This is a genomic window from Pseudaminobacter soli (ex Li et al. 2025) (assembly GCF_003012705.1).
GTDB classification, from domain to species: Bacteria; Pseudomonadota; Alphaproteobacteria; order Rhizobiales; family Rhizobiaceae; genus Pseudaminobacter; species Pseudaminobacter soli.
This window is the reverse complement of the sequence record NZ_PXYL01000014.1, coordinates 19,641-42,328: the sequence shown is the minus strand read 5'-3', so window position 1 is coordinate 42,328 and position 22,688 is coordinate 19,641. Positions and strand designations below refer to the sequence as shown.

Annotated in this window: 18 protein-coding genes and 1 pseudogene; 16 read left to right on the top strand and 3 right to left on the bottom strand. The window is 66.1% G+C overall.

Annotated features, from left to right (window positions below):
- Positions 1–235: 235 nt before the first annotated feature.
- Positions 236–1,360 carry a metallophosphoesterase family protein gene (locus tag C7I85_RS22325; protein WP_106726233.1) on the top strand — a complete coding sequence of 375 codons (1,125 nt, stop codon included), beginning with the start codon at positions 236–238 and terminating at the stop codon, positions 1,358–1,360.
- Entirely contained in the window at positions 1,347–3,968 is a 2,622-nt protein-coding gene (locus C7I85_RS22320; RefSeq protein ID WP_106726232.1) for an AAA family ATPase, read from the top strand. Before C7I85_RS22325 ends, C7I85_RS22320 begins: the two co-directional genes overlap by 14 nt.
- A gap of 2 nt (positions 3,969–3,970) precedes the next feature.
- Here the strand turns inward: C7I85_RS22320 and C7I85_RS22315 are convergent, their stop codons facing one another.
- The gene (locus C7I85_RS22315) at positions 3,971–5,185 is read right to left on the bottom strand and encodes a GGDEF domain-containing protein (protein ID WP_106726231.1); all 1,215 of its coding nucleotides are present in this window, start codon (positions 5,183–5,185) and stop codon (positions 3,971–3,973) included.
- On the opposite strand from C7I85_RS22315, the gene C7I85_RS31075 reads away from it, so the two are divergent.
- The 6 genes from C7I85_RS31075 to hemN all read left to right on the top strand — a co-directional run bounded on the left by C7I85_RS31075 (position 5,184) and on the right by hemN (position 14,238).
- The gene (locus C7I85_RS31075; RefSeq protein WP_181257274.1) at positions 5,184–5,351 is read left to right on the top strand and encodes a hypothetical protein; all 168 of its coding nucleotides are present in this window, start codon (positions 5,184–5,186) and stop codon (positions 5,349–5,351) included. The two genes, C7I85_RS22315 and C7I85_RS31075, sit on opposite strands and share 2 nt — an antisense overlap.
- A gap of 337 nt (positions 5,352–5,688) precedes the next feature.
- On the top strand, positions 5,689–6,009 hold the full coding sequence (gene sugE, locus C7I85_RS22310; protein WP_106726230.1) for a quaternary ammonium compound efflux SMR transporter SugE: 321 nt from the start codon (positions 5,689–5,691) through the stop codon (positions 6,007–6,009).
- Between the two features lie 11 nt (positions 6,010–6,020).
- Entirely contained in the window at positions 6,021–6,248 is a 228-nt protein-coding gene (locus C7I85_RS22305) for a hypothetical protein (protein ID WP_106726229.1), read from the top strand.
- 8 nt (positions 6,249–6,256) lie between these two features.
- A complete protein-coding gene (locus tag C7I85_RS22300) occupies positions 6,257–8,182 on the top strand; it encodes an autotransporter assembly complex protein TamA (RefSeq protein ID WP_428832888.1) in 1,926 nt (641 codons plus the stop codon).
- Positions 8,179–12,789 carry a translocation/assembly module TamB domain-containing protein gene (locus tag C7I85_RS22295; RefSeq protein ID WP_106726228.1) on the top strand — a complete coding sequence of 1,537 codons (4,611 nt, stop codon included), beginning with the start codon at positions 8,179–8,181 and terminating at the stop codon, positions 12,787–12,789. Before C7I85_RS22300 ends, C7I85_RS22295 begins: the two co-directional genes overlap by 4 nt.
- A 99-nt stretch (positions 12,790–12,888) precedes the next feature.
- A complete protein-coding gene (gene hemN, locus C7I85_RS22290) occupies positions 12,889–14,238 on the top strand; it encodes an oxygen-independent coproporphyrinogen III oxidase (protein ID WP_106726227.1) in 1,350 nt (449 codons plus the stop codon).
- 9 nt (positions 14,239–14,247) lie between these two features.
- Here the strand turns inward: hemN and phnF are convergent, their stop codons facing one another.
- Positions 14,248–15,009: a phosphonate metabolism transcriptional regulator PhnF gene (gene phnF / locus C7I85_RS22285; protein ID WP_245445047.1), complete on the bottom strand. Its 762-nt coding sequence runs from the start codon at positions 15,007–15,009 to the stop codon at positions 14,248–14,250.
- A gap of 91 nt (positions 15,010–15,100) precedes the next feature.
- On the opposite strand from phnF, the gene phnG reads away from it, so the two are divergent.
- The 8 genes and pseudogenes from phnG (at position 15,101) to C7I85_RS22245 (ending at position 20,374) form a co-directional block, all read left to right on the top strand.
- Complete coding sequence (phnG, locus tag C7I85_RS22280; protein WP_106726226.1) at positions 15,101–15,571, top strand: phosphonate C-P lyase system protein PhnG; 471 nt, start codon at positions 15,101–15,103, stop codon at positions 15,569–15,571.
- Positions 15,571–16,176: a phosphonate C-P lyase system protein PhnH gene (gene phnH / locus C7I85_RS22275; RefSeq protein WP_106726225.1), complete on the top strand. Its 606-nt coding sequence runs from the start codon at positions 15,571–15,573 to the stop codon at positions 16,174–16,176. The genes phnG and phnH overlap by 1 nt, the downstream gene beginning before the upstream one ends.
- Before the next feature lie 3 nt (positions 16,177–16,179).
- A complete protein-coding gene (locus C7I85_RS22270; protein WP_106726224.1) occupies positions 16,180–17,289 on the top strand; it encodes a carbon-phosphorus lyase complex subunit PhnI in 1,110 nt (369 codons plus the stop codon).
- 2 nt (positions 17,290–17,291) lie between these two features.
- Positions 17,292–17,402: pseudogene (locus C7I85_RS22265) on the top strand (FosX/FosE/FosI family fosfomycin resistance thiol transferase); the annotation flags it as partial.
- Positions 17,399–18,277 carry an alpha-D-ribose 1-methylphosphonate 5-phosphate C-P-lyase PhnJ gene (locus C7I85_RS22260; protein WP_106726223.1) on the top strand — a complete coding sequence of 293 codons (879 nt, stop codon included), beginning with the start codon at positions 17,399–17,401 and terminating at the stop codon, positions 18,275–18,277. The pseudogene C7I85_RS22265 and the gene C7I85_RS22260, both read left to right, overlap by 4 nt.
- Entirely contained in the window at positions 18,274–19,050 is a 777-nt protein-coding gene (phnK, locus tag C7I85_RS22255; protein WP_106726222.1) for a phosphonate C-P lyase system protein PhnK, read from the top strand. Before C7I85_RS22260 ends, phnK begins: the two co-directional genes overlap by 4 nt.
- Positions 19,051–19,052: 2 nt before the next feature.
- Positions 19,053–19,760, top strand: coding sequence for a phosphonate C-P lyase system protein PhnL (phnL, locus tag C7I85_RS22250; protein ID WP_106726221.1), 708 nt, complete (start codon positions 19,053–19,055; stop codon positions 19,758–19,760).
- Complete coding sequence (locus tag C7I85_RS22245; protein ID WP_106726220.1) at positions 19,757–20,374, top strand: DapH/DapD/GlmU-related protein; 618 nt, start codon at positions 19,757–19,759, stop codon at positions 20,372–20,374. Before phnL ends, C7I85_RS22245 begins: the two co-directional genes overlap by 4 nt.
- Before the next feature lie 976 nt (positions 20,375–21,350).
- Here C7I85_RS22245 and phnE read toward each other — a convergent pair.
- Positions 21,351–22,688, bottom strand: coding sequence for a phosphonate ABC transporter, permease protein PhnE (gene phnE / locus C7I85_RS22240; protein ID WP_106726219.1), 1,338 nt, complete (start codon positions 22,686–22,688; stop codon positions 21,351–21,353).

Genomic DNA, 22,688 nt, shown 5'->3' with positions numbered 1-22,688 from the left:
CACTATCGCTCGGCCGGCGCAATCCGTCCTTGATATGGATCAAACACCCAAAGCTTCCACGTGCACAGTGGGGACCGTTGGTCCAGAGGCCCCCGGGTGAAGGGACTTTCCGGTGCTTAACGCAGTTGCCGGGCTTGCGCGGGCCGGCGCGAGCGCGGATATGTGGATCAGGGTTAACAGACCACGAATTTAACAGTCGCGCCGGGCGACGGGCGGGGACAGACGACAAGGCGGCATGGCGTTCCGGTTTCTTCACACGGCGGACTGGCAGATCGGCAAGCCCTTCGGTTCCATACCGGGGGATGCGGGCGCTGAACTGCGCAGCCAGCGCATCGCCACCATCGGCGAGGTCGCCCGGCTTGCGGCCGCGCGCAACGTCGATGCCGTGCTGGTGGCCGGCGATGCCTTCGACAGCAACGAGGTGCAGGACCGCACCATCCTGCGCACGCTGGATGCGCTAAAGCCCTTTTCCGGCCGCTGGATTTTTCTCCCGGGCAATCACGATGCGGCACTCGCCCACAGCGTCTGGAGCCGGCTTCGCCAGATGGGGCCGGAAGAAAACATCGTCATCGCCGACCGCCCGCAGCTTATCGAAGGCTGGGACGGCCGCGCCGTCATCCTGCCTGCGCCGCTGACGCGCCGACGTGAATCGCTCGACCAGACGGAATGGTTCGATACAGCCGCGACGGCCGAAGGCGCCATTCGCATCGGCCTTGCACATGGCAGTGTGGCTAACCGCCTGCCGGGAGCGGCCGAGGCGAGCAACGAGATTCCCGACAACCGCGCCACCACCGCCGGCCTCGCTTATCTGGCGCTGGGCGACTGGCACGGGTCGCTGCAAATCGCCCCGCGCACCTGGTATTCCGGCACGCCGGAGACCGACCGCCACCGCGCCAACCGCTCCGGCTTCGTGCATATCGTGGAGCTCGACGGCCCGGATGCGCCCGAGCGTGTCGAGGCCGTGCCGGTCAGCCATTACCGGTGGCATCAGGTCGAGGCCGAGATGCTGGACGGCACCTGCAATGCCGGGCTCGACGCTCTGGCGGAACTCGAAGCGGACGCTGCCCGCCGCGTCGTTTCGCTGACGCTCAAGGGCGGCATCAGCCTTGCCGAGCGCTACCAGCTCGGGATCGAGTTGGAAAAATGGCGCAACCGTTTTCATCATCTCGATGTCGATGATGCGGGCCTGTTCGAGGAGCCGACCGACGACGATCTCGATGCGCTGGATTCTTCCGGCTTCGTGCGGCTGGCGGTCGAGCGGCTGAAGGCCCAGGCGGCCAATAATGCCGATCCGCAAGCGGCGGCCGCACGCGTGGCGCTTCGCATGATGTATGTCGACCACATGAATGGCGGGCGCTGAGATGAAGCTGCGCCGCATCGAGGTGAAGGATTTCCGCAAGCTCGGCCATGTCGTCATCGACGATCTCGGCGATGGGCTGAACGTCATCGTGGGCGATAATGAAGCCGGCAAATCAACCCTGCTCGCCGCGCTGCGCGCCGCATTGTTCGAGCGCCATCGTGTGGGCGGTGCTGCGGCTGCTGCCATGCAACCCTACAACCAGTCGGTCCGGCCCGAGGTTGCGCTGGAGTTCGAGCGCGACGGCGCGATCTGGAACCTTCGCAAGGCGTTCTGTCAGCGGCAGGAGGCGCAGCTTTCCGGCAATGGCGAGCGCTACACGGGCGACGCCGTGGAGGACAAGCTCGCCGAAATGTTCGGCTTCACGCCGTCGAGCTCGGGCGGCACCAAGCCGCAGGAGCATCACGGCGTGTTCGGCCTGCTCTGGGTCGAGCAGGGCATGTCGCACCGGCAGCTTGGCATCGGCGCCGGGCGCAATCATCTGGCGTCTGCTCTGGAGCGCGAGATCGGCCAGGTGACTGGCGGCGAGCGCGGTCGCGCCCTTCTGTCGGCGGCGGAGGCGCGCCGGGACCAGTTCTGGGACAAGCGTGGAAACCCGCGCGGCGACTTCAAGTCGCTCGCCGGGAAGATCGAAGACGACCGCCAGCAACTGGCCGACATGAACCGGCAGATGGCCGAGCACGACGAGCGCGTCAATCGCCTTGCCGGCATCCAGAATATCCTTGCCCGCTACCAGCGCGACGACACGCTGGAGGTTTTGCGCAAGCGCGCCGCCGCCGCGCGAGAGGCCTTCGCCGCCGTCTCCGGCCTGGAGGAGGCGCTGCGTGCCGCCGAGAGCTCGGCGGAGCGGGCGAAGCTGAGGCACGAGGCGAGCGTCGCGCGTAACGCGACCCGACAAAAACTCATTGCCGATCTCGCGGCCGATCTCGGCGCTTCGGAATCGGCGCGTCTGGCCCGCGAAGAAGCGTCCGCCACGCTGGCCCGGCTGGACGCCGTCGCGGCGCAAGCCGCAACGCGCCTGGACAAAATGGTCGAGGCCGAACGCGCCGCCACGGCCCGGCTGCGTGGCATGGAGCAGGCTCTTGCCCGCCGGCAGGCGGCGCAGGCCGTCGCGCGTTTGACCGGCCAGCTGAAACTTGCCGAGGAGGCGGACGAAGCCCGCCGCAAGGCGCTGGCGCTTGTTCAGGGCGCGACGCTCACGGCCGAGGACCTCGCTGCGCTGGAAAAGCTTGAGCGCGGCGTCGAGCAGGCGCGCATGCGGCTGGAAGCGGCCAGCGTGCGCATCACGCTTCATCCTTCGGCAGGGCAGGCCGCGCAGGTCGGCGGCAAGCCCGTCGGGGCGGAGCTGTCGCTGTCGCGTGATACCACCCTTGTGCTCGAAGGTTTCGGCGAGATCGGCATCCACCCCGGTGGCGGCACCGAGGAATTGGCACGCGCGGCAGACCAGTCCGCACAGGCGCTCGAAAGCGCGTTGCGCCGGCTCGGCCTTGCCGACATCGCCGCGGCGCGCGCGGCGCTGCGCCAGCAGGACACTGCCCGCGCCGAGGTGAAGACGCATGGCGCGACCGTCGCGGCCCTTGCGCCGAACGGCATCGAGGCGCTGCGCCAGGAACTGGTCCGCAATGCGCTGCTCGCCGAGGGCGGCGAGGCGCAGGCCGTCGAGCCGGCCGATATCGAAGCCGCCCGCCGCGCCAGCGTCGAGATCGAAGCGCAACTGCGCGGGGCGGAAGTCGAGCTGCGCGAGCGCCGCAATGCGGTCGAGGCGGCAAGGCGCGAACTGGCGGTGCTGGACGAGCGCGTCTCGGTTGCCGAGACCCGATGCGCCAGGTTGCGCGAGGAGCTTGCATCCGCGCGCGCCACCGCCGACGATCGTTTGTTGGATGAAGAGGTCGAGCGTGAGCGGCAGGCATTTCAGGCGGCCAATGAGGCGCGCGACGCCGCCCGGGCAGCACTTGCCGGCGCCGATCCGGAAGCCAAGCAGATCGCCCTAAAACAGGCCGAGCAATCGGAGCGCGAGATCGAGGCCGATATCCGCAGGCTCGACGTGGAAAAGCGCGAGATCGAGGCAGCACTTCGCGCGCTGGGCAAGGATGGTCTGGGCGAACAGCTTGCCCTGCTCGAAGGCCAGATCACCGCCGCCGAAGCCAAGCTCAAGAGTGTGGCGTTGGAAGCGGAGGCAGCAAAACTGCTCCACACGACGCTGGCAGATGCCCAGCGCGAAACCAAGGATCGCTGGCTGGCGCCAGTGCGCGAGCGCTCGGCGCCCTATCTGCGGCTCATCCAGGCCGACAGTGACATCGTTCTGCACGACGAGACTTTCGAAATCGAGCAGTTGGTGCGCAACGGCGTGGCCGAGCCTTTCGGGGCCTTGAGCGTCGGCGCGCGTGAGCAGATCGCCGTCATCACCCGCATTGCGCTGGCCGACATATTGCGCGAGGCCGGGCAGGAGGCCTGCATCGTGCTCGACGACGCGCTGGTCAACACAGACGAGGCGCGGCTGGAGCGCATGCATCTGGTTCTCGGCAAGGCTGCGCAGAACCAGCAGGTGCTGATCCTCACTTGCCGTGAGCGCGATTTTCTCCAACTCGGCGCGCCGATCCGCCGGATGTAGCTTTACGCCCGCATGATGCTGTGGCCGGCGGCCGCGCCTTTTGCCTTCTGCTCCACCGGGGCGGGCGCCTTGGAGCCGGCCAGCGCATAGCCATTGCGGCCGTTGCGCTTGGCTTCGTAGAGGGCGATGTCAGCCGCCTCAAGCGTCTCATCGACCGTCATGGCTGCAGCGGGTGCCCATTCCGCCACGCCGACGCTGATGGTGACGGGAATGGAATGGCCCCGCCAGTCGGCATCGTTTGCCGCCAGAAGGCGCACGAGCTCCTCCGCGATCACAGCCGCCTGCTGCAGACCGGTTTCGGGCAGCAGGATGCAGAATTCGTCACCACCGGTACGGGCCAAAAGATCCTGGCCGCGCAGCCGGCGCACCGCCAGCCGAGCGAAATGCTGAACGCAATGGTCGCCGGCGGCGTGGCCATGGCCATCATTGATCGACTTGAAGTTGTCGAGGTCGAGCAACAGGACGGAAAAGCCGCGACGGCTGCGACGGGCCCGCGGCATTTCCGCAGCCAGCCTTTCCATGAAGCTGCGCCGATTGGGCAGGCCGGTCAGCTCGTCGGTGCTGGCGAGCTGCGCAAGTTCGGCCTGAAGTCTGTCGACCGCCATCAGCAGGAAGCCCAGGTTCCATACCGTGGCGCCGAAGATGATGGTGAGCAGGCAGAACGCGCCGACCTTGTAATAGCCTTCCGTGGAAAGCTCGCCGAGCAGCCGCAGCGAGTTCATCACCGCTTCCGCACCCTGGCCGATAATGCCCACCGCTATCGCCACCACTGCGACCATGGCGCCCAGGCTTCGCCGTTTGGGGTGTAGAAGATAGATGGCGGCCATGCTGAGCGGCACGATCTGCGCCGTCGCGTAGACCACGTTACGCGCCACCTGGCTGTCGCGCACGACGAACATCGCACAGACCGCAAGTGCCGTCAGGACAAGGCTGAACGCCCACCCGGCTCGCTCTCCGTGGAAATGCAGCACACCGAGCCGCACCACGCAGAAGCCGAAGATCACCAGCGCATTGCCGAAGAATGCGAAGAAAAGATCAAGCCCGCCGCCCTGGAACATCAAGAGGCCGCCGCCGACGGTGGTCAAAATGCAGGCCGCCAGCCAGTAGCGCGCGGTATCGAAGCCGCGATAGACGACGGTGATTGCGCCCCACACCACGGTCAGGGTGAGCGAGTTGAGCAGGATGACCAGATAGAGGGTCAGAAAATCCAGTTTCATGGCGATCCGGATTGGGGGCGCTGTGAGCCTGAAGGTCTATGCGCGTGACGATCACCCAGCCATGGGCCGGGAATTTCACCGCGGGATGAAGGTGAAAGCTGAAGAATTAGGAAACATTGCCGCGAGATGGCACGGAAATGCCGGTATTGCCAGTCAATTCGACTGAACGCTCAGGTCTGGCCATCCGTACTGGAATTCACTATATGGGGCTCGCGCGGGACGGCCCGCGCTTCAAGACCAACGGGGACGGCCCCATTGTTTCGGAGATCCGAAGTGATGGAGCGAACTCGTTCTCTTCCACTTTCCCGGAAATCACCAGTCATCGCCGCAGCACGCCACACGGCTTGGACCTGCCTTCGGGCAGATCTGGTCCCGCGACATCGTGCGTCGGCCCATGGTGAATCAGCCTTACAACTTGGCGAGTCGCGATTCCCCTCCCGCTCGTCCAGCATTTCAAACCCGCGCTGCCACGCCAGCGCGAAAGTATAGGATCAACACAAGCAATGGCCTGGATTTATCTCTTCTTTGCCGGTGTCTTCGAAGTCGTCTGGTCGTCGACCATGAAGCAGTCGGAGGGCTTTAGCAGGCTGATGCCTTCCATCGTCACGGCTGTCACCATGCTGATCAGCCTGTGGCTTTTGGCGCTTGCCATGCGCACGCTGCCGTTGGGCACTGCCTATGCCATCTGGACCGGCATCGGCGCGGTCGGCGCCTTCATCGTCGGCATCATAGCCTTCGGCGAGGCCGCGACCCCGTTCCGCATCGTCAGCGTGTGCCTGATCGTGGCGGGACTCATAGGGTTGAAGCTCAGCTCGGGCCACTGACGAAATCGCAGATGGCGGCCATGCCGGCCGCCATTTACGATCCAGCAACCTTCCTGCAACCTTTAGCGTCTATTTTTGGTCACATGCCGACCGAAAATTGTAATCAATGGAATGCCCGCGATCTCGACGAGGCTTTTGTCCAGCTCCACAAACACCTAGTATCGGGGCCTTCTTTGGAAGGGGCGGAGAGCTTATCAGGCGCGCTGACAGGTGCGTTTAACTTGTTCGGCGGCGTGTAGGAGCTTGAGTGAAAGTCATTTCTGCCAGCACGCGGGGGCTTTGCCTGCTTGTCGGATTGAGTCTGGGCGCCGCGCCGGTCGCGCCGGCGGCGGCGTTCGACCTGTTCGGCGTCCATCTTTGGGGCGCCAAGAAGGCTGATTCGTTCGAAGACATCATCGGCGAGCCGCAGAACTACACGGTCGATTTCTCCGTTTCCGGCGGCAACGAGGATGTCGAGAAGAAACTGCAAGGCGCCTCCGGACTTTGGGCGCACCGTGAAAAGCCGGCATCGGGTGCTGCGGGCCTTTTGGCCAAGGCGCGCGGCGACTACCGGCGCCTGCTTGCCGCGCTCTACAGCGAAGGCCGCTATGGTGGCAGCATCAGCATCCTGGTCGGCGGGCGCGAGGCAGCCGACTTGCCGCCCGACACAGAGCTGCCCGACCCGGTGGCCGTGCGGGTGGTGGTCAATCCCGGCCCGATCTTCCTGTTCGGCGAAACCAGCATCATCAACCGCGCCCCGCCGCTGATCGATCGCAAGGACAAGATCAGGCTGCCCGAGGACCAGGGTTTCAGGCCGGGCGAGGTGGCGCGCTCCGGCGTTATCCTGTCCGCCGAGCGGCTGTCGGTCGATGCCTGGCGCCAGCAGGGCTTTGCCAAGGCGAAAGTGGCGGAGCGCAACGTCGTCGCCGAGCACGACCGCGACATCGTCAACGCGACGCTGACCATGGATCCGGGGCGCAAGGCCTATTACGGTCCGATCGATGTAGAGGGCACCGAGCGGATCGATCCGAAATTCCTGGCCTGGATGACCGGCATCGAGCCGGGCAAGGAATACGATCCCGACGATCTTGCCCGTGCCAGCAAGCGGCTGGCGCGGCTCGAAGTCTTCCGCGCCATGCGCTTCCAGGAAGCCGACGAGATCGGCAAGGACGGCTCGCTGCCCGTCAGCCTCATCGTACAGGAGCGCCTGCCGCGCCGTTTCGGCGTCGGCGGCAGCTATTCCACGCTCGACGGCGCGGGGCTCGAGGCCTACTGGCTGCACCGCAACCTGTTCGGCCATGCCGAGCGGCTGCGCGTGGAGGGGAAGGTGTCCGGGCTGGTGAACACCTTCAAGCCGGACGAACTGACCTACCGGCTCGGCGCGACCTTCGTCAGGCCCGGCGTCTATACGCCCGACACCGATTTCGTCTCCTCGGTCGTCGGCGAGCGGGAGGTGCTCGACGCCTATACCCGCAACGGCGCGACCGTGCAGGCTGGCTTCAACCGCATCTTCAGCGACGAGCTGTCCGGCCGGATCCTTCTCGAATCGAGTGCGGCGCGCTTCAAGGACGATGTCTTCGGCACGCGCAACTTCATCGACGTCGGCTTGCTCGGCGGCATCGTCTACGACAGCCGCGACAACAAGACCGACGCGACGGAAGGCTACTACGCCGAGGCGACACTGGAGCCCTACTACGAGTTCAACTACGGCAACCCGACCTTCCGCGCCACGGCCGAGGGCCGCGCCTATTACGGCTTCGGCGCCGAAAAGCGCGTCGTCGCGGCCGGTCGCATCAAGGTGGGCAGCATTGCCGGCCCGTCGGCTGCCGAGATCGCTCCCGACAAGCTGTTCTTCGCCGGTGGCGGCGGCTCGGTGCGCGGCTACGCCTACCGCAACATCGGCGTTCCGGTGGGCGATGGCCGCATCATCGGCGGGCGCTCGCTGATCGAAGGCTCGGCGGAACTGCGTGTTCGCGCCACTGACAGCATCGGCGTGGTTGGCTTCGTTGATGCCGGCTATGTCGGCGGCGATTCAATCCCGAACTTCAAGGACCATCTGCGCGTCGGCGTCGGTGGCGGCCTGCGCTACATCACCGGCCTCGGCCCCATCCGGCTCGATGCCGCCGTACCGCTCAATCGGGGCCCGGGCGATCCGAGCTTCGGTTTCTATGTCGGAATAGGACAAGCGTTTTGACCCGAATCTTTCTGGCCATCGCCCTTTTCGTCTGCGCGCTCCCGGCTTTCGCGCTGTCGGCGCTTGCGCAGGAGGCGGCCGATGCCGAGCGCTCCTATTTCGTCGGTTTCGTCGAGAACCAACTTTCGACGCCCGACCGCCAGATCCGCCTCAACAACATCCAGGGCGCGCTGTCGTCTGACGCCACCATTGGCGAGATCACCATTGCCGATCGCGAGGGCGTGTGGCTGCGCATCACCAATGCGCGCATCGTCTGGACGCGCTCGGCGCTGCTGCTGGGCCGGCTGGTCGTCGACAGGCTGGCCGCCGACCGCATCGACGTCATCCGCAAGCCCCTGCCGGCACAAGGCGCGCCGGCGCCTGAGGCAGGCGGCTTCCAGATTCCTGAGCTGCCGGTCTCCGTTTCGCTTGGCGCGCTCGACGTGCCGCATATGACTTTTGGTGAGGCCGTCTTCGGCCTCGCCGCCGACGTGGCGATCACCGGTAATCTGCAACTCGCCGACGGCTCGCTCGACACGACGCTGAACGTCAACCGTCTCGACGGGCCGGGAGGCAAGCTGGCGCTGAGAGCGGCCTATGCCAATTCCACCCAGGTGCTCGACCTCGACTTGAAGCTCGACGAGCCGGCCAACGGTATCGTTGCCAACCTTCTCAATGTCGACGGCCGGCCGCCGATGGCGCTCGCCTTGGCGGGCAAGGGGCCGCTCTCCGAGCTCGACCTCAACCTTTCGCTCGATGCCGACGGGCTGCGTGCGCTGACAGGCACGACCGAAGTGCGCCGCCGGGCCGACGGCTTCGGCTTCAATGCCGACGTCCACGGGCCGATCGCCCTCCTGGTGTCGCCGCGCTTCCGCGATTTCTTCGGCGCCGAGACGAAGCTCCAGACCTCCGGACTGGTGCGCGACGGCGGTGGCGTGCTGCTGGAAAAACTCGATTTGCGGAGCGCTGCGCTCACCCTCAAGGCCGCGGCTGAGACGGCCAGCGACGGCTTTCTCCAGCGCCTGACGCTCGATGCCGACATTGCCGATCCGGCCGGCAAGCCGGTGCTGCTGCCTGTGCCGGGCAAGAACACCGTGCAGCGCGCCAGCCTGAAGCTCGGCTTTGGCGACAAGCCGGGCGACGAATGGTCGGGTGCGCTCACCGTCAACGACCTTGCCACCCAGACCTTCTCATCCAAGTCGGTCGAGGTGCTGCTGTCGGGCCTCGCGCAGAACATCGCCAATCCGGCCGCGCGTCATGTGACTTTCGCCGTCACCGGCGGTGTGTCGGGCATCGTCGCCAAGCAGGCCGATGTGGGCAAGGCTCTGGGCGACCGCATAACGCTCGATATCGGCGGCGAGTGGACGGCCGGCTCGCCAGTCAGGCTCGCCAAGGCGCAAGTGGGCGCCAACGGCTTTGCGCTGTCGCTGACGGGCGATATTTCCGAGTTTGCCTTCAAGGGGGACATCGGCCTCAAGGCGAAGTCGCTCTCGCCTTTCTCTGGTCTCGCCGGGCGACAGCTTTCGGGCGGCGCCGATCTCGTCGCCAAGGGCGACGTGAAACCGCTGACCGGCGGCTTCGACCTGACGCTCGACGGCACGGCCGAGGGGCTGGGCATCGGCACACCAGCCGCCGACCATTTGCTGCAGGGTCAGACCCGCATCACGGGCGGCGTCGCGCGCGGCGAAACCGGCCTCGAGGCGCGACAGCTGCGCATCTTCAACGATCAGGTCGAGGCCAAGGCCGACGGCCGCTTTGCCACGGGTGCTGCCGATTTCGGGTTCGACCTTTCGGTGTCCGATCTGGCGCTGGTGTCCGACAAGGCCGCTGGCCGCCTCACCGCCAAGGGCCGCGCATCCGGCACCGAGGGACGGATCGGGCTGACCTTCGGCGCGGAAGTTCCGACAGGCACGCTCGTCGGCAAGACGCTTCGCAATGCCGTGCTGGGCTTCGAAGGCACCCTGCAGAAGGGCGATCTCAACGGCAATGTCACGGGCAATGCCTTCCTCGACGGCGTGAAGATCGATCTCGCATCGGCGGTCGCGCTCAATGACAATGAAAAGCGCCTTGGCGATCTGAAGTTCACTGCGGGCGGCGCGCGTCTCACCGGCGACGTGACGCAGAACAAGGACGGTCTGCTCGACGGCAAGCTGTCGCTCGCCGCACCCGATGTCTCCACCGCCGCCGCGCTGCTGCTCAAGCAGGCGACCGGCGCGGTCAATGCCGACATCGCGCTTAGCCACCAGGACGGCAAGCAGAACGCAACCGTTCGCGCCGACATCAGCAAGCTGACGGTCGACACCGTTCGCGTCGGCAAGGCCGACCTCAACGCAACGATCGCCGACTTGCTCGGCGTGCCGATCGCCGACGGCTCGCTGAATGCCAGCAAGGTTGCAGCCGGCGGCGTGGATATTTCGACACTCCAGGCCACCGCGCGGCAGGAAGGCCAGACGACGAATTTCGAGGCCATTGCCAAGCTCGACAACGGCGCAGTCGCCGCTGCCACTGGCGCGCTGTCGCCCGTCGAGGGCGGCTACAGGCTCGCCCTGCAGAAGGCGCAGCTGACCCAGGGCAATCTGGCGGCGAAGCTCGCCGAACCGGCCGCCCTGCAGATGCGCGGCCAGCGGATTTCCATCGACAATCTCGTGCTCGATGTCGGTGGCGGCCGCGTCAGCGCGCGCGGCGAGGTCGACGACAAGCTGGATATCGCGATCACCATCGCAAACCTGCCGCTGGCGATCGTCAACGCGATCCGCCCGGATCTGGCGCTGGGCGGCACCGTCAATGGAACCGCCAATGTCGGCGGCACCCGCGAAAACCCTGACGTGCGCTTCTCGCTCAAGGCCAATTCGATTGCCGCTGCGGCGCTGCGCGAGGCAGGGCTTGCCTCGATCAATCTGGACGCCGAGGGCAATTCCACCGCCAGCCGGCTGAACATCAAGGCGGCGGTGACGAGCCCTGACGGACTGCGCGCCACGGCAAACGGGGCCGTGCCACTCGACAAGGGCGCGCTGGCACTCGATATCGGGCTCGAATCCTTCCCGCTCGCGGTGCTCAATGCCGCCGCCCCCGGCCAGCGGCTCGGCGGCAACATCTCCGGTACTGCCAAGGTTTCCGGCCAGCTCGCCAATCCGGCGGCGACGTTCAACCTGCGCGGCACGGGCATCCGCGCCGCGGCCCTGGAAGAAGCCGGCGCAGCCCCCCTCGAAATCGCCGCCGCCGGCAACTTCGCCGACAAGGTGCTGACGCTGTCGTCGGCCAGCGCCAACGGTCCGCAGGGCCTGTCGATCACAGCCAGCGGCCGCGTTCCGGTTTCCGGCGAGGGCGTGGACCTGACGGTTCGCGGCGAGGCGCCGCTGGCGCTCGCCAACCGCTTCCTGGCCGAGCGCGGCGCGCAGGCCAGCGGCACGCTTTCGGCCAATGCCACCATTACCGGTAGCCTGAAGAAACCGTCCATCCGGGGCATGTTCTCCACCCAGGGCGCCGAGTTCGTGGATCCGGAAAGCAATGTGCGGCTGCGCTCCATCGCCGTCATGGGCACCATCGACGGCGACCAGGTGACCCTCCGCAACACCTCGGCCAATCTCGCCGCCGGCGGCTCGGTCAGCGCCAGCGGCAGCGTCTCGCTCGATGCCACAGCCGGCTTCCCGGCAAACATCAGCGTCACGCTCAACGATGCCCGTTATGCCGACGGCAATCTGGTGGTGGCCACGGTGGGCGGCAGTCTTGCCGTCACCGGCCCGCTCACGCGCGACCCGGTTCTTTCGGGCAACATCAGCGTCAGCCGGGCCGAGATCACCGTACCAGACAGCTTCGCCGGCGGGTCGGCCGCGCTCGACGTCAAGCATGTCAAGCCTGCCCAAGCCGTCGCCGAGACGCTGAAACGCGCCCGCGCCAATGACGGCACGCCGACGCCGACGGCCCGGCCCAGCGTCATGCGGCTCGACGTCAACGTAAACGCGCCCGCCCGCATTTTCGTGCGTGGACGCGGGCTGGACGCGGAGCTCGGCGGTCAGGTCAAGCTCACCGGCCCGGTCTCCGACATCCAGCCAGTGGGCGGCTTCCAGCTCATCCGCGGCCGGCTCAGCATCCTCAGCCAGCGCATCACCTTCGACGAGGGGTCGGTTACGCTGGTCGGCGACCTCAACCCGTTCCTCAACTTCGTCGCGCGCTCGCAGGGCACCGACATCACCGTCTTCGTCACGGTCAGTGGGCGCGCCAACGACATCAGCGTGACCTTCTCCTCGCAGCCGGAACTGCCGCAGGACGAAGTGCTCGCCCGCCTCATCTTCAATCGCGGCCTCAACGAACTGTCGGCCTTCCAGATCGCACAGCTTGCCGCCGCCGCAGCCGAGCTTGCCGGCGGCTCCAACGCCTCGCTGCTGGGCAATCTGCGCAGCGCCACGGGGCTCGACGATCTCGACGTGATCACCGACAGCAAGGGCAATGCGGCGGTGCGCGCCGGCCGCTACATCCGCGACAACATCTATCTGGGCGTCGAGGCGGGCGCGCAGGGCTCGACGCGCGGCACTGTCAATCTCGACATCACCAAGGACCTCAAGGCAAAGGGCGCGGTGGGGTCCGATGGCGACTCGAGCCTCGGCGTATTCTACGAAAAGGACTATTGAGCCATCCCAGCGATAAGGCCGGCTCTTTGATCGAGATCAACGACGCCGGCCGAGCGGGGTTTATTGCATTGCGGGACGGACAAGTCCGGAGACCGCATCATGCAAACAGATCTCATCCGCAAGCACGCCGCGCCCGTGCCGCGTTACACCAGCTATCCGACCGCGCCGCATTTCCATGCCGGCATCAATGCCGGCACTTATCGCGAATGGCTCGGCGCCATCGCGCCGGGCACGGCGCTTTCGCTCTATGCCCACATTCCATTCTGCGACCGCCTGTGCTGGTTCTGCGCCTGCAACACCAAGCAGACGCGCCGCTACCAGCCGCTCGCGGACTATCTGACCTATCTTTACCGCGAGATCGCCACGGTCGCGGGCGCCGTCGACAGTCGTGTCGAGGTCGGAGCGCTGCATCTTGGCGGCGGCTCGCCCACCATGCTTGCGCCGGACGACATGCGCGCGCTGAACGACGTGTTGCGCTCGGCCTTCAGGTTCCGACCGGACGCCGAGATCAGCGTCGAGATCGACCCCAACGACATGGACGAGGCGCGCTTCGACGCGCTGGCCGAGATCGGCATGACCCGCGTGAGCCTCGGGGTGCAGGATTTCGATCCGAAGGTTCAGCAGGCGATCAACCGCGAGCAGACGTTCGACCAGACGCGCGCGGTGGTGGACGGAGCCCGCATGCGTGGGGTCTCGTCGGTCAATATCGACCTGCTTTATGGCCTGCCGCACCAGACGCGTGAGAGCGTCGAGGCAACGGTGGAACAGGCCCTGCTGCTCAACCCCGACCGCATCGCGCTCTTCGGCTATGCGCATGTGCCGTGGATGCGCAAGCACCAGACGATGATCGACGAAGCAGCACTTCCCGATGCGCTGGAGCGTTTTTCGCAGTCCAGCCGCGCGGCCGAAATCCTGCTTTCCTGTGGCTACCAGGCCATCGGCATCGACCATTTCGCGCGGCCCGACGACACCATGGCGATCGCGCATCGCGAGGGCCGGCTGCGCCGCAATTTCCAGGGCTACACGGTCGACGATCTCGACACGCTAATCGGCTTCGGCGGCTCGGCCATCGGCAAGCTGCCGCAGGGCTATGTGCAGAACACCACCGCGACCAGTGAATATCAGCGGCTGGTGTCCGAAACTGGGTTGGCCGTGGCGAAGGGCTTTGCGTTGTCGGAGGAGGATCGCATGCGCGCCTGGGTGATCGAACGGCTGATGTGCGATTTCTCCTTCTCCAAGTCGGAGTTCGCGCGCTGCTTCGGCGCGCAAGGCGCGCCGGTGATCGAGATCGCCGACAGGCTCATGGAGGAGGACGAGGACGGCCTGATCGCTTCGAGCGGCGACCGCTTCGTCGTCACCAGCCGCGGTCGCCCGGTCGTACGCTCGGTGGTGGCGGCCTTCGACGCCTATTTCGGCACGAATGGCGCGCGGCATTCGATAGCGGTGTGAGGGGCTACCCTAGGTCTCGATCGTCAGTTCCACCAGGTCGGCCGAGAAATGCGTCTCGGAAAACTGGATCGGCCGGCCGTCGAGATCGTCGTTGATGGCGATCGTCACCAAAACGATGGCGCCGGGCGAGAGCTTCAGGGTGTCGAGGTCTTCGGCATCCGCATGCCGCGCCGACACCAGCGTCGAACGGCGTACATAGTCGTCCACGCCGAAGCGGGCGAAGGATGCGGTGATCGATCCCGTCTCGACAAAGACATCCGCAAAGCCCGGAAAGCGGGTGGCGTCGAACCAGCTCGTGCCGCGTGAGACGCAACGGCCGTCGGCTTCGCTGAGCGTCTCCAGCCGATGCACCGGTGCGCCGGGTTCAAGCTGCAAGGCTTCGGCGACGCGTGTGGGGGCTGGCTCCACAACATGCCTCAGCAAGTTCACGCGCCGCGCGCGCGTCTGGTCCTTGAGGCCGGTTGAGAATCGCGTGCGCGTGGTGATCGGATAGGCCAGCCGCTTGCGGCTCTCTACGAAGGTGCCGCGCCCTTGCTCGGCGCGCAGCACGCCTTCCTGCACTAGCGCCGAGATCGCCGCCCGCACCGTGTGGCGGTTCACGCCGAACTGTTGCGAAAGCGTGATTTCCGGCGGCAGCCTGCCGCCTTCTCCCAGCGTTCCGTTGCTGATGCCGAGCCGAATGCGGTCCGCCACCTGTCGCCACAGCGCCACGCCGCTGCGGCGTTCCATCAGGTCTTCGCCGGTCTGTTCCATCTTTTTCAGCTCCGTCATTCAGCCGTCATGGACAGCGATTAGAAAGGGAGTATAATTTGTTCGGTTGTATAGAGCAATAGACAAATCTACGGAAGTCAATGGAGCGGCCATGAAGACCGATAGGCGGCACGAAAAAGAAGAGGCGCTGGCGCGCAAGGCGGCAATGGCCGCGCTTGCCGATGCGCCGGGCGAAACGCTGAAGGCGCTGTGGGACGAAGCCGGCCTGCCGCGCGATGCGCAGCGGCTGCGCGGACCCGAAACCGGGCTCGTCACGGTGCGTGGGCGCATCGGCGGTGGCGGTGCGCCCTTCAACTTCGGCGAGGCGACCGTCACCCGCGCCACCGTGCGCGTGGAAGGCGGCTCGGTGGGCCATGCCTATGCGCTCGGCCGCGACAAGGAAAAGGCGCTGCTTTCGGCCATAGCCGATGCGCTCTGGCAGGACGCGTCGCGCCGCAACGACATCGAAACCAAGATCATAGCGCCGCTGCAGGCAGCGCAGGCCGAAGCCGATGAACGTCGCCGCGCCGAGACGGCGGCGACCAAGGTCGACTTCTTCACCATGGTACGCGGAGAGGACTGATGGAAACTGAGGCAATCGAGGGCGGCTTCGCCAATCCGGTCTTCGACGCGCAGACGATGTTCCGCGCCGTCATGGACGCAATGGCGCGCCCCGGCACCATCCAGCCCTGCGGCGAGCTCACCGCTCCGCCCGCGCCGCTTTCGCCGGTCGCGGCTGCCGTTGCGCTGGCGCTTTGCGACGCCGACACGCCGCTCTGGCTCGATCCGGCCCTGCAGGCATCGCCCGCTGCCAAGCACTGGCTTGGTTTCCACACCGGTGCGCCGCTCGCCCACACGCCGGCGGATGCCCATTTCGCCATCGTGTCGGACCCGGCCGAGCTGATTGCGCTCGAGAATTTCGCCCAGGGCACGCAGGAATATCCCGACCGCTCCACCACGCTGATCCTTCAGGTGCCGAGCCTGTCGGGTGGCGAAACGCTTCACCTCGAAGGCCCCGGCATCGAAACGTCGTTCGCCTTCGCGCCCGTTTCTCTGCCGCGCCACTTTGTCGAGCAGTGGAAGCAGAACCGCGCCCGCTTCCCGCGCGGCGTCGACGTCATCCTGGCTGCGCCCGAAGGGGTGGCCTGCCTGCCGCGCACCACGCGCATCAAGACCAAGGAGGCCTGACCCATGTATGTGGCCGTTAAAGGCGGCGATGCCGCCATTTCCAACGCGCACAAGCTGCTTGCCGACCGCCGCCGCGGCGACCGCTCGGTGCCGGCGCTGCGCATCGACCAGATCGTGGAACAGCTCGCGCTCGGCGTCGACCGCGTCATGGCCGAAGGCTCGCTTTATGACCGCGAGCTGGCCGCGCTCGCCATTGCCCAGTCGCGCGGCGACCTGATCGAAGCCGTCTTCCTGGTGCGCGCCTATCGCACCACGTTGCCGCGCTTCGGCTACACCAACGCCATTGACACCGGCGCCATGCTGGTCGAGCGTCGCGTCTCCGCAACCTATAAGGACCTGCCGGGCGGCCAGCTGCTTGGGCCCACCTTCGACTACACGCACCGCCTGCTCGATCCCGAGATCGCTGCCGGCTCGCCGGTCGATGAGCCGGAGCAGCGCGACGTCGAGGAAGGGCGGATGCCGCGCGTTTCGGAAATCCTGGCGCATGAGGGCCTGATCGAAGGCGACGGCGACATGCCGCTCGATCACGTCACCGGCGACCTGACGCGCGAGCCGCTGGACTTCCCCATCGAGCGCGACCTGCGCCTGCAGGCACTGGCCCGCGGCGACGAAGGTTTTCTGCTCGCGCTCGGCTATTCCACGCAGCGCGGCTATGGCCGCAACCACCCGTTCGTCGGCGAGATCCGCATCGGCGAGGTGGAGCTGGAGCTGGACGTGCCGGAACTGCCCTTTGCCGTACCGCTCGGCCGCATCCGCGTGACCGAGTGCCAGATGGTCACCCAGTTCAAGGGTTCGGCCAAGGTGCCGCCGCAGTTCACGCGCGGCTACGGGCTCGTCTTCGGCCAGTCCGAGCGCAAGGCCATGTCGATGTCGCTCTGTGACCGTGCCCTCCGCGCCCGCGAATTCGGCGAGGATGTCGTCGCGCCTGCGCAGGACGAGGAATTCGTCATCTCGCATTCCGACAACGTCCAGGCCACCGGCTTCGTCGAGCATCTGAAGCTGCCGCATTATGTCGACTTCCAGGCCGAGCTCGACCTCATCCGCCGCATGCGCGCCGAGCACGATGCCCGCCGCACCGACCATGTCGAGCAGCAACGCGAGGCGGCCGAATGATCGAGGGCCTCTCCTACTTCTACGACGACGACAACCATTTGTTCGAATTGCACACCGGCACGCTGACCGAGCGTCTGGCGCGGTATGCGAAAGGTCTGGAGCCCGCGCAATGAACATAGCCGACTACAACTTCGCCTATCTGGATGAGCAGACCAAGCGGATGATCCGCCGCGCCATCCTCAAGGGCATCGCCATTCCCGGCTACCAGGTGCCGTTCGCCAGCCGCGAAATGCCCATGCCCTATGGCTGGGGCACCGGCGGCGTGCAGATCACCGCTTCCATCATCGGCCCGGACGACGTGCTGAAGGTCATCGACCAGGGCGCCGACGACACCACCAACGCCGTCTCCATCCGCGCCTTCTTCAAGAAGGTTGCCGATGTCGCCGTCACCACCGAAACGGCCAAGGCCACCATCATCCAGACCCGCCACCGCATTCCGGAATATCCGCTGCGGGCGGGGCAGACGCTGGTCTACCAGGTGCCGATCCCCGAGCCGCTGCGCTTCCTCGAGCCTCGCGAGACCGAGACGCGCAAGATGCATGCGCTGGAAGAATACGGCCTCATGCATGTGAAGCTTTACGAGGATATCGCCAAGCACGGCCGCATCGCCACCACCTATGCCTATCCGGTCAAGGTCGAGGGGCGCTATGTGATGGACCCGTCGCCGACGCCGAAATTCGACAATCCCAAGATGCACATGTCGCCGGCGCTGCAGCTGTTCGGCGCTGGCCGCGAAAAGCGCATCTACGCCGTTCCGCCCTTCACGGAAGTGGTCAGCCTGGACTTCGAGGATCATCCCTTCGAGATCCAAACTTTCGACCAGCCCTGCGCGCTGTGCGGCGCCGAAAACGTCTATCTCGACGAGGTCATCCTCGACGACAAGGGCGGACACATGTTCGTCTGCTCCGACACCGACCACTGCGAAAAGCGCCAGGCGGAAGGCCATCGCGGCCATCTCGCCCCTGAAGCCATGGAGCCTGCCGAATGACCGACGAACCGCTTCTGCGCGTCAGCGCGCTGTCCAAATATTACGGCGCGCGGCTGGGCTGCGAGGATGTCACCTTCGACCTCTGGCCGGGCGAGGTTCTGGCCGTGGTCGGCGAATCCGGCTCGGGCAAGACCACGCTGCTCAACTGCCTGTCGACCCGGCTGACGCCGAGCTCCGGTGGCGTCAGCTATCGCATGCGCGATGGCAGCTGGCGCGACCTCTACCGCATGAGCGAGGCGGAGCGCCGCTTCCTCATGCGCACCGACTGGGGTTTTGTGCATCAGAACCCGGCCGACGGCCTGCGCATGACCGTCTCGGCCGGCGCCAATGTCGGCGAGCGGCTGATGGCCATCGGCGACCGCCACTACGGCAACATCCGCTCCACGGCGGTCGACTGGCTTTCCCGCGTCGAGATCGGCAAGGACCGCATCGACGACGAGCCGCGCTCCTTCTCGGGCGGCATGCGCCAGCGCCTGCAGATCGCGCGCAACCTCGTCACGGGTCCTCGCCTCGTGTTCATGGACGAGCCGACCGGCGGCCTCGACGTGTCGGTGCAGGCGCGCCTGCTCGACCTCCTGCGCGGGCTCGTCACCGACCTCGGTCTCGCGGCCATCGTCGTCACGCACGACCTCGCCGTCGCGCGCCTGCTCTCCCAGCGCATGATGGTGATGAAGGACGGCTACGTTGTCGAAACCGGTCTCACCGACCGCGTGCTCGACGATCCGCGCGCGCCCTACACCCAGCTTCTCGTCTCCTCCATTCTCCAGGTGTGATCATGGCAACTCCTCTCGTCGTTTCAGAAGTCGCCAAGAGCTTCACCATGCATCTGCGCGACGGCATCAAGCTGCCGGTGGTGGCCGATGTCTCCTTCTCGCTGGCCACCGGCGAATGCGCCGTGCTGGGCGGGCCCTCGGGCGCCGGCAAGAGCTCGGTCCTGAAAATGCTCTACGGGAACTATTCGGTCGACTACGGCCAGATCATCGTCGAGCACGGCGGCCAGCTGGTCGATCTCGCCTCGGCAAGCCCGCGCACGGTGCTTGCCGTCCGCCGCGACACCATCGGCTATGTCAGCCAGTTCCTGCGCACCGTGCCGCGCGTCTCCGCGCTCGACGTGGTCGCCGAGCCGCTGGTGGCGCGGGGCGAGGGCAGGGAGCCGGCTCGCGAAAAGGCACGCGAGCTGCTGTCGCTCCTCAATCTGCCCGAAAGGCTGTGGATGCTGCCGCCGGCGACCTTCTCCGGCGGTGAACAGCAGCGCGTCAACATCGCGCGCGGCTTCATCACCAGCCATCCCGTCCTGCTGCTCGACGAGCCGACCGCCTCGCTCGACGCCGTCAATCGTGAGGTCGTCGTCGGCATGATCGCGGAGAAGAAGAAGCAGGGCGTGGCCTTGCTCGGCATCTTCCACGACCAGGACGTGCGCGAGGCCGTGGCCGACCGCATCATCGACGTCACCCAGTTCGCGCCCGCGAGGATTGCCGCATGAGGACAAAACTCTCCGAACAGCCGCTGGTCCATCCGACGGCGGAAGTCAGCCAGTCGACGCTTGGCCGCTACACCGAGATCGCCGACCGCAGCCGCGTGCACGAGAGCACGCTCGGCGACTATTCCTACGTCATGCAGGATTGCGGCGTCTGGTGCGCCGAGATCGGCAAGTTCTCCAACATCGCGGCGGCCGTGCGCATCAACGCCACCAACCATCCGACCTGGCGGCCGACGCTGCACCACTTCACCTACCGCGCCTCCGACTACTGGGAGGATGCCGGCCACGAGGAGAAATTCTTCGAGTGGCGGCGGTCCAACGCCGTGCGCATCGGCCACGACACCTGGCTTGGCCATGGCGTCACCGTGCTGCCCGGCGTCACGATCGGCGATGGCGCCGTTGTCGGTTCGGGCGCGGTGGTGACCAAGGACGTCGCGCCTTACACCATCGTAGCCGGCGTGTCGGCCAAGCCGATCCGTGAGCGCTTCGACCGCCGCACCGCCGACCGCTACCAGGCGCTCGCCTGGTGGGACTGGGACCACGCCCGCCTGCGCACAGCACTCGACGATTTCCGCGAGCTTTCGGCCGAGGCGTTTTTGGAAAAGCACGGCGGGTAAGGAAGACCGCTGAAGCGTCTAACCCGGATGGCCGAAGCGCGAGCGACGGCTATCCGGGTTTTATTTGTCGCCCCGCCCTCATGGTTCGAGGCTCGCCCTGCGGGCTTCGGCCCTCCGCTATGGCTCCGGGCGTTCGTCATTCGAAAAGCCAAATCGTTGGCTTTTCGTGCGCTCCGCGCACCATTCCTCACCCTCACCATGAGGGCTATCGTCGCGCCAGCGTCCCTCATTCTGAGGAGGCGCGAAGCGCCGTCTCGAAGAACGCACCTAAGCGCACCTATTCATTGCCACGCCCGGTTTTCACCGTCTGGCTGTTGTCAAAGAACTGGGAAGACGGGCGGTCGTCGGACACGCTCGTTTTGGTAAAACTTGCGGCCCTTCGACCGCCCGTTCGATGCTCTTGCCTGGGTTTGTTCGCCTCCGCATTCGCGCGGCCAGCCACACCCTGGGCCCGGACTTGGGGGTTCATCACCCAGCAGTGCGACCGTAGCACCACCAGCCCGGACATCGTCGCCCTCCACGCTCATCCGGTTCATGACCCGTGTTCCCGGTGAGGCCGATGCGCGTGATTATGCGGGAGGTGAAAAGGTGGGGGAGAAAAGAAGCTGAGATTTTCTCTTTGGGGCAACAATTTCAATGGCTTGTCGGCAGCCGGTCGGCGAATTGAAGCCGAATTCATCCCCCGCGCCAGCACGTTTGCTTGACTGGACCGCTGCAGCAGCCTGAGCCGAGTTCTCTCTTCAAAGGCGAGCTTCGCCCCCTCTCCGGTTTGCTTCGCAAACCACCTCTCCCCCATTTCATGGGGGCGAGGAACCCACGTTCTGAGAGGAACCACGTTCTATGATGTCGCGACCTTGGCGGGTGCCGGTTCCTCGCCCCGCTTGCGGGGAGAGGTGTCGAGCGCAGCGAGACGGAGAGGGGAGATCATGCGCACACGTAGCAACCCGGACAAAACCCGGTGCAGCGCCGTGGAAAACTACCGCCCCGCGCTGCCTTCCATCAGCCGGCGCCGGAGCGCGTTGGAGATGTTGTCGAAGATGAACACGACGATCAGGATCAAGAGCACCATGTAGGCCACGTTGGACCAGTTCGAATTGGTGCGCATGGCTTCCCACAGCTTCAGGCCGATGCCGCCCGCGCCGACGGCACCGATGATGGTGGCCGAGCGGGTGTTGGATTCCCAGAAATAGAGCGCCTGGCTGAGGAACACCGGCAGCACCTGCGGCGCCACGCCGTAGCGCTGCACCACCACCGGCGAGGCGCCCACCGAGCGCACGCCTTCGCGCTGCTTGTCGTCGATGTTTTCCAGCGTCTCGGAATAGACCTTTCCGAGCGTGCCGGTGTCGGTGAAGAAGATCGCCGAGATGCCGGCCAGCGGTCCGGGGCCGAAGGCGCGGGTGAAGAACAGCGCCCAGATCAGCATGTCCACCGAGCGCAGGAAGTCGAAGAAGCGCTTTGTCGCCTGGTTGGCGAGGAAGCTCGGCGTGATGTTGCGCGCGGCGATGAAGGCCAGCGGCAGCGCCACGAAGGAGGCGAACAGCGTGCCCACGAAGGCCATCACGATGGTCTGCAAGAGCTTGGTCCAGACGTCGCCATGCTGCCATTGCGAGTTGTTCCAGATGTTGTCGAAGGCGAGCGCCGCATTCGACATTTCGGGCTTGATGCGATCGCCCGACACGATCAGGCCCGCCACTTCGGTCAGCGGCTTGCCCCAGAAGGGCGAACGCGGGTCGAACAGGAAGTTCGGCCAGCCGAGGAAGCGGCGGCTCAACGACACGCGCTCGGGCATGATGCGCACCTCGCCGGCGAAGCCGAAATCGGCCTTCACCTCGTCCTCGCGCAGCGTTGCCCAGGCGGGCAACTCGCCCTGCGGCTTGGCGCCCGTGGGTTCGACAACCACCGTCAGCTTCTCGCCGCGATGCTCTATCTCGACCAGCTTGGCATCGGCCACGATGCGGCCGGCCGAACCGAAGTCCACGGTCACCTTGCGGCCGTCCTGAACCAGCCAGTCTGGGTTCGGGTTGTCGCCGAGCGGCGAAAAGCGCGGCCAGGTGACTTTTGCGTCGTCGCCCGAGAAGCGGATCGTCGGCCGCAGGTCATAGGAATACCACTGCCGTGCATAGATCTCGGCGCGGTCCCACTGGCCGCCGGCGATCACCGTGCCGATCGCGAAGAACCACCAGCAATAGGCGACGTAGAGCAGCGTGCCGAGCACGATGAGCAGCGGCAGCGAGCGCTTCAGCAGCGGCTGGTGGAACACGTCCGGATAACGGCTTTCGATCTCGGACAATTGGGCGGCGGAAAGAAGCGTCAT

Coding starts and splice junctions, on each gene's coding strand:
- C7I85_RS22315 (WP_106726231.1), bottom strand. CDS start 5,185: ATGAAACTGGATTTTCTGACCCTCTATCTGGTCATCCTGCTCAACTCG.
- C7I85_RS22270 (WP_106726224.1), top strand. CDS start 16,180: ATGTATGTGGCCGTTAAAGGCGGCGATGCCGCCATTTCCAACGCGCAC.
- sugE (WP_106726230.1), top strand. CDS start 5,689: ATGGCCTGGATTTATCTCTTCTTTGCCGGTGTCTTCGAAGTCGTCTGG.
- C7I85_RS22260 (WP_106726223.1), top strand. CDS start 17,399: ATGAACATAGCCGACTACAACTTCGCCTATCTGGATGAGCAGACCAAG.
- C7I85_RS22245 (WP_106726220.1), top strand. CDS start 19,757: ATGAGGACAAAACTCTCCGAACAGCCGCTGGTCCATCCGACGGCGGAA.
- phnL (WP_106726221.1), top strand. CDS start 19,053: ATGGCAACTCCTCTCGTCGTTTCAGAAGTCGCCAAGAGCTTCACCATG.
- C7I85_RS31075 (WP_181257274.1), top strand. CDS start 5,184: ATGGCGATCCGGATTGGGGGCGCTGTGAGCCTGAAGGTCTATGCGCGT.
- phnF (WP_245445047.1), bottom strand. CDS start 15,009: ATGACGGAGCTGAAAAAGATGGAACAGACCGGCGAAGACCTGATGGAA.
- phnH (WP_106726225.1), top strand. CDS start 15,571: ATGGAAACTGAGGCAATCGAGGGCGGCTTCGCCAATCCGGTCTTCGAC.
- phnG (WP_106726226.1), top strand. CDS start 15,101: ATGAAGACCGATAGGCGGCACGAAAAAGAAGAGGCGCTGGCGCGCAAG.
- hemN (WP_106726227.1), top strand. CDS start 12,889: ATGCAAACAGATCTCATCCGCAAGCACGCCGCGCCCGTGCCGCGTTAC.
- C7I85_RS22320 (WP_106726232.1), top strand. CDS start 1,347: ATGGCGGGCGCTGAGATGAAGCTGCGCCGCATCGAGGTGAAGGATTTC.
- phnE (WP_106726219.1), bottom strand. CDS start 22,688: ATGACGCTTCTTTCCGCCGCCCAATTGTCCGAGATCGAAAGCCGTTAT.
- phnK (WP_106726222.1), top strand. CDS start 18,274: ATGACCGACGAACCGCTTCTGCGCGTCAGCGCGCTGTCCAAATATTAC.
- C7I85_RS22305 (WP_106726229.1), top strand. CDS start 6,021: ATGGCGGCCATGCCGGCCGCCATTTACGATCCAGCAACCTTCCTGCAA.
- C7I85_RS22325 (WP_106726233.1), top strand. CDS start 236: ATGGCGTTCCGGTTTCTTCACACGGCGGACTGGCAGATCGGCAAGCCC.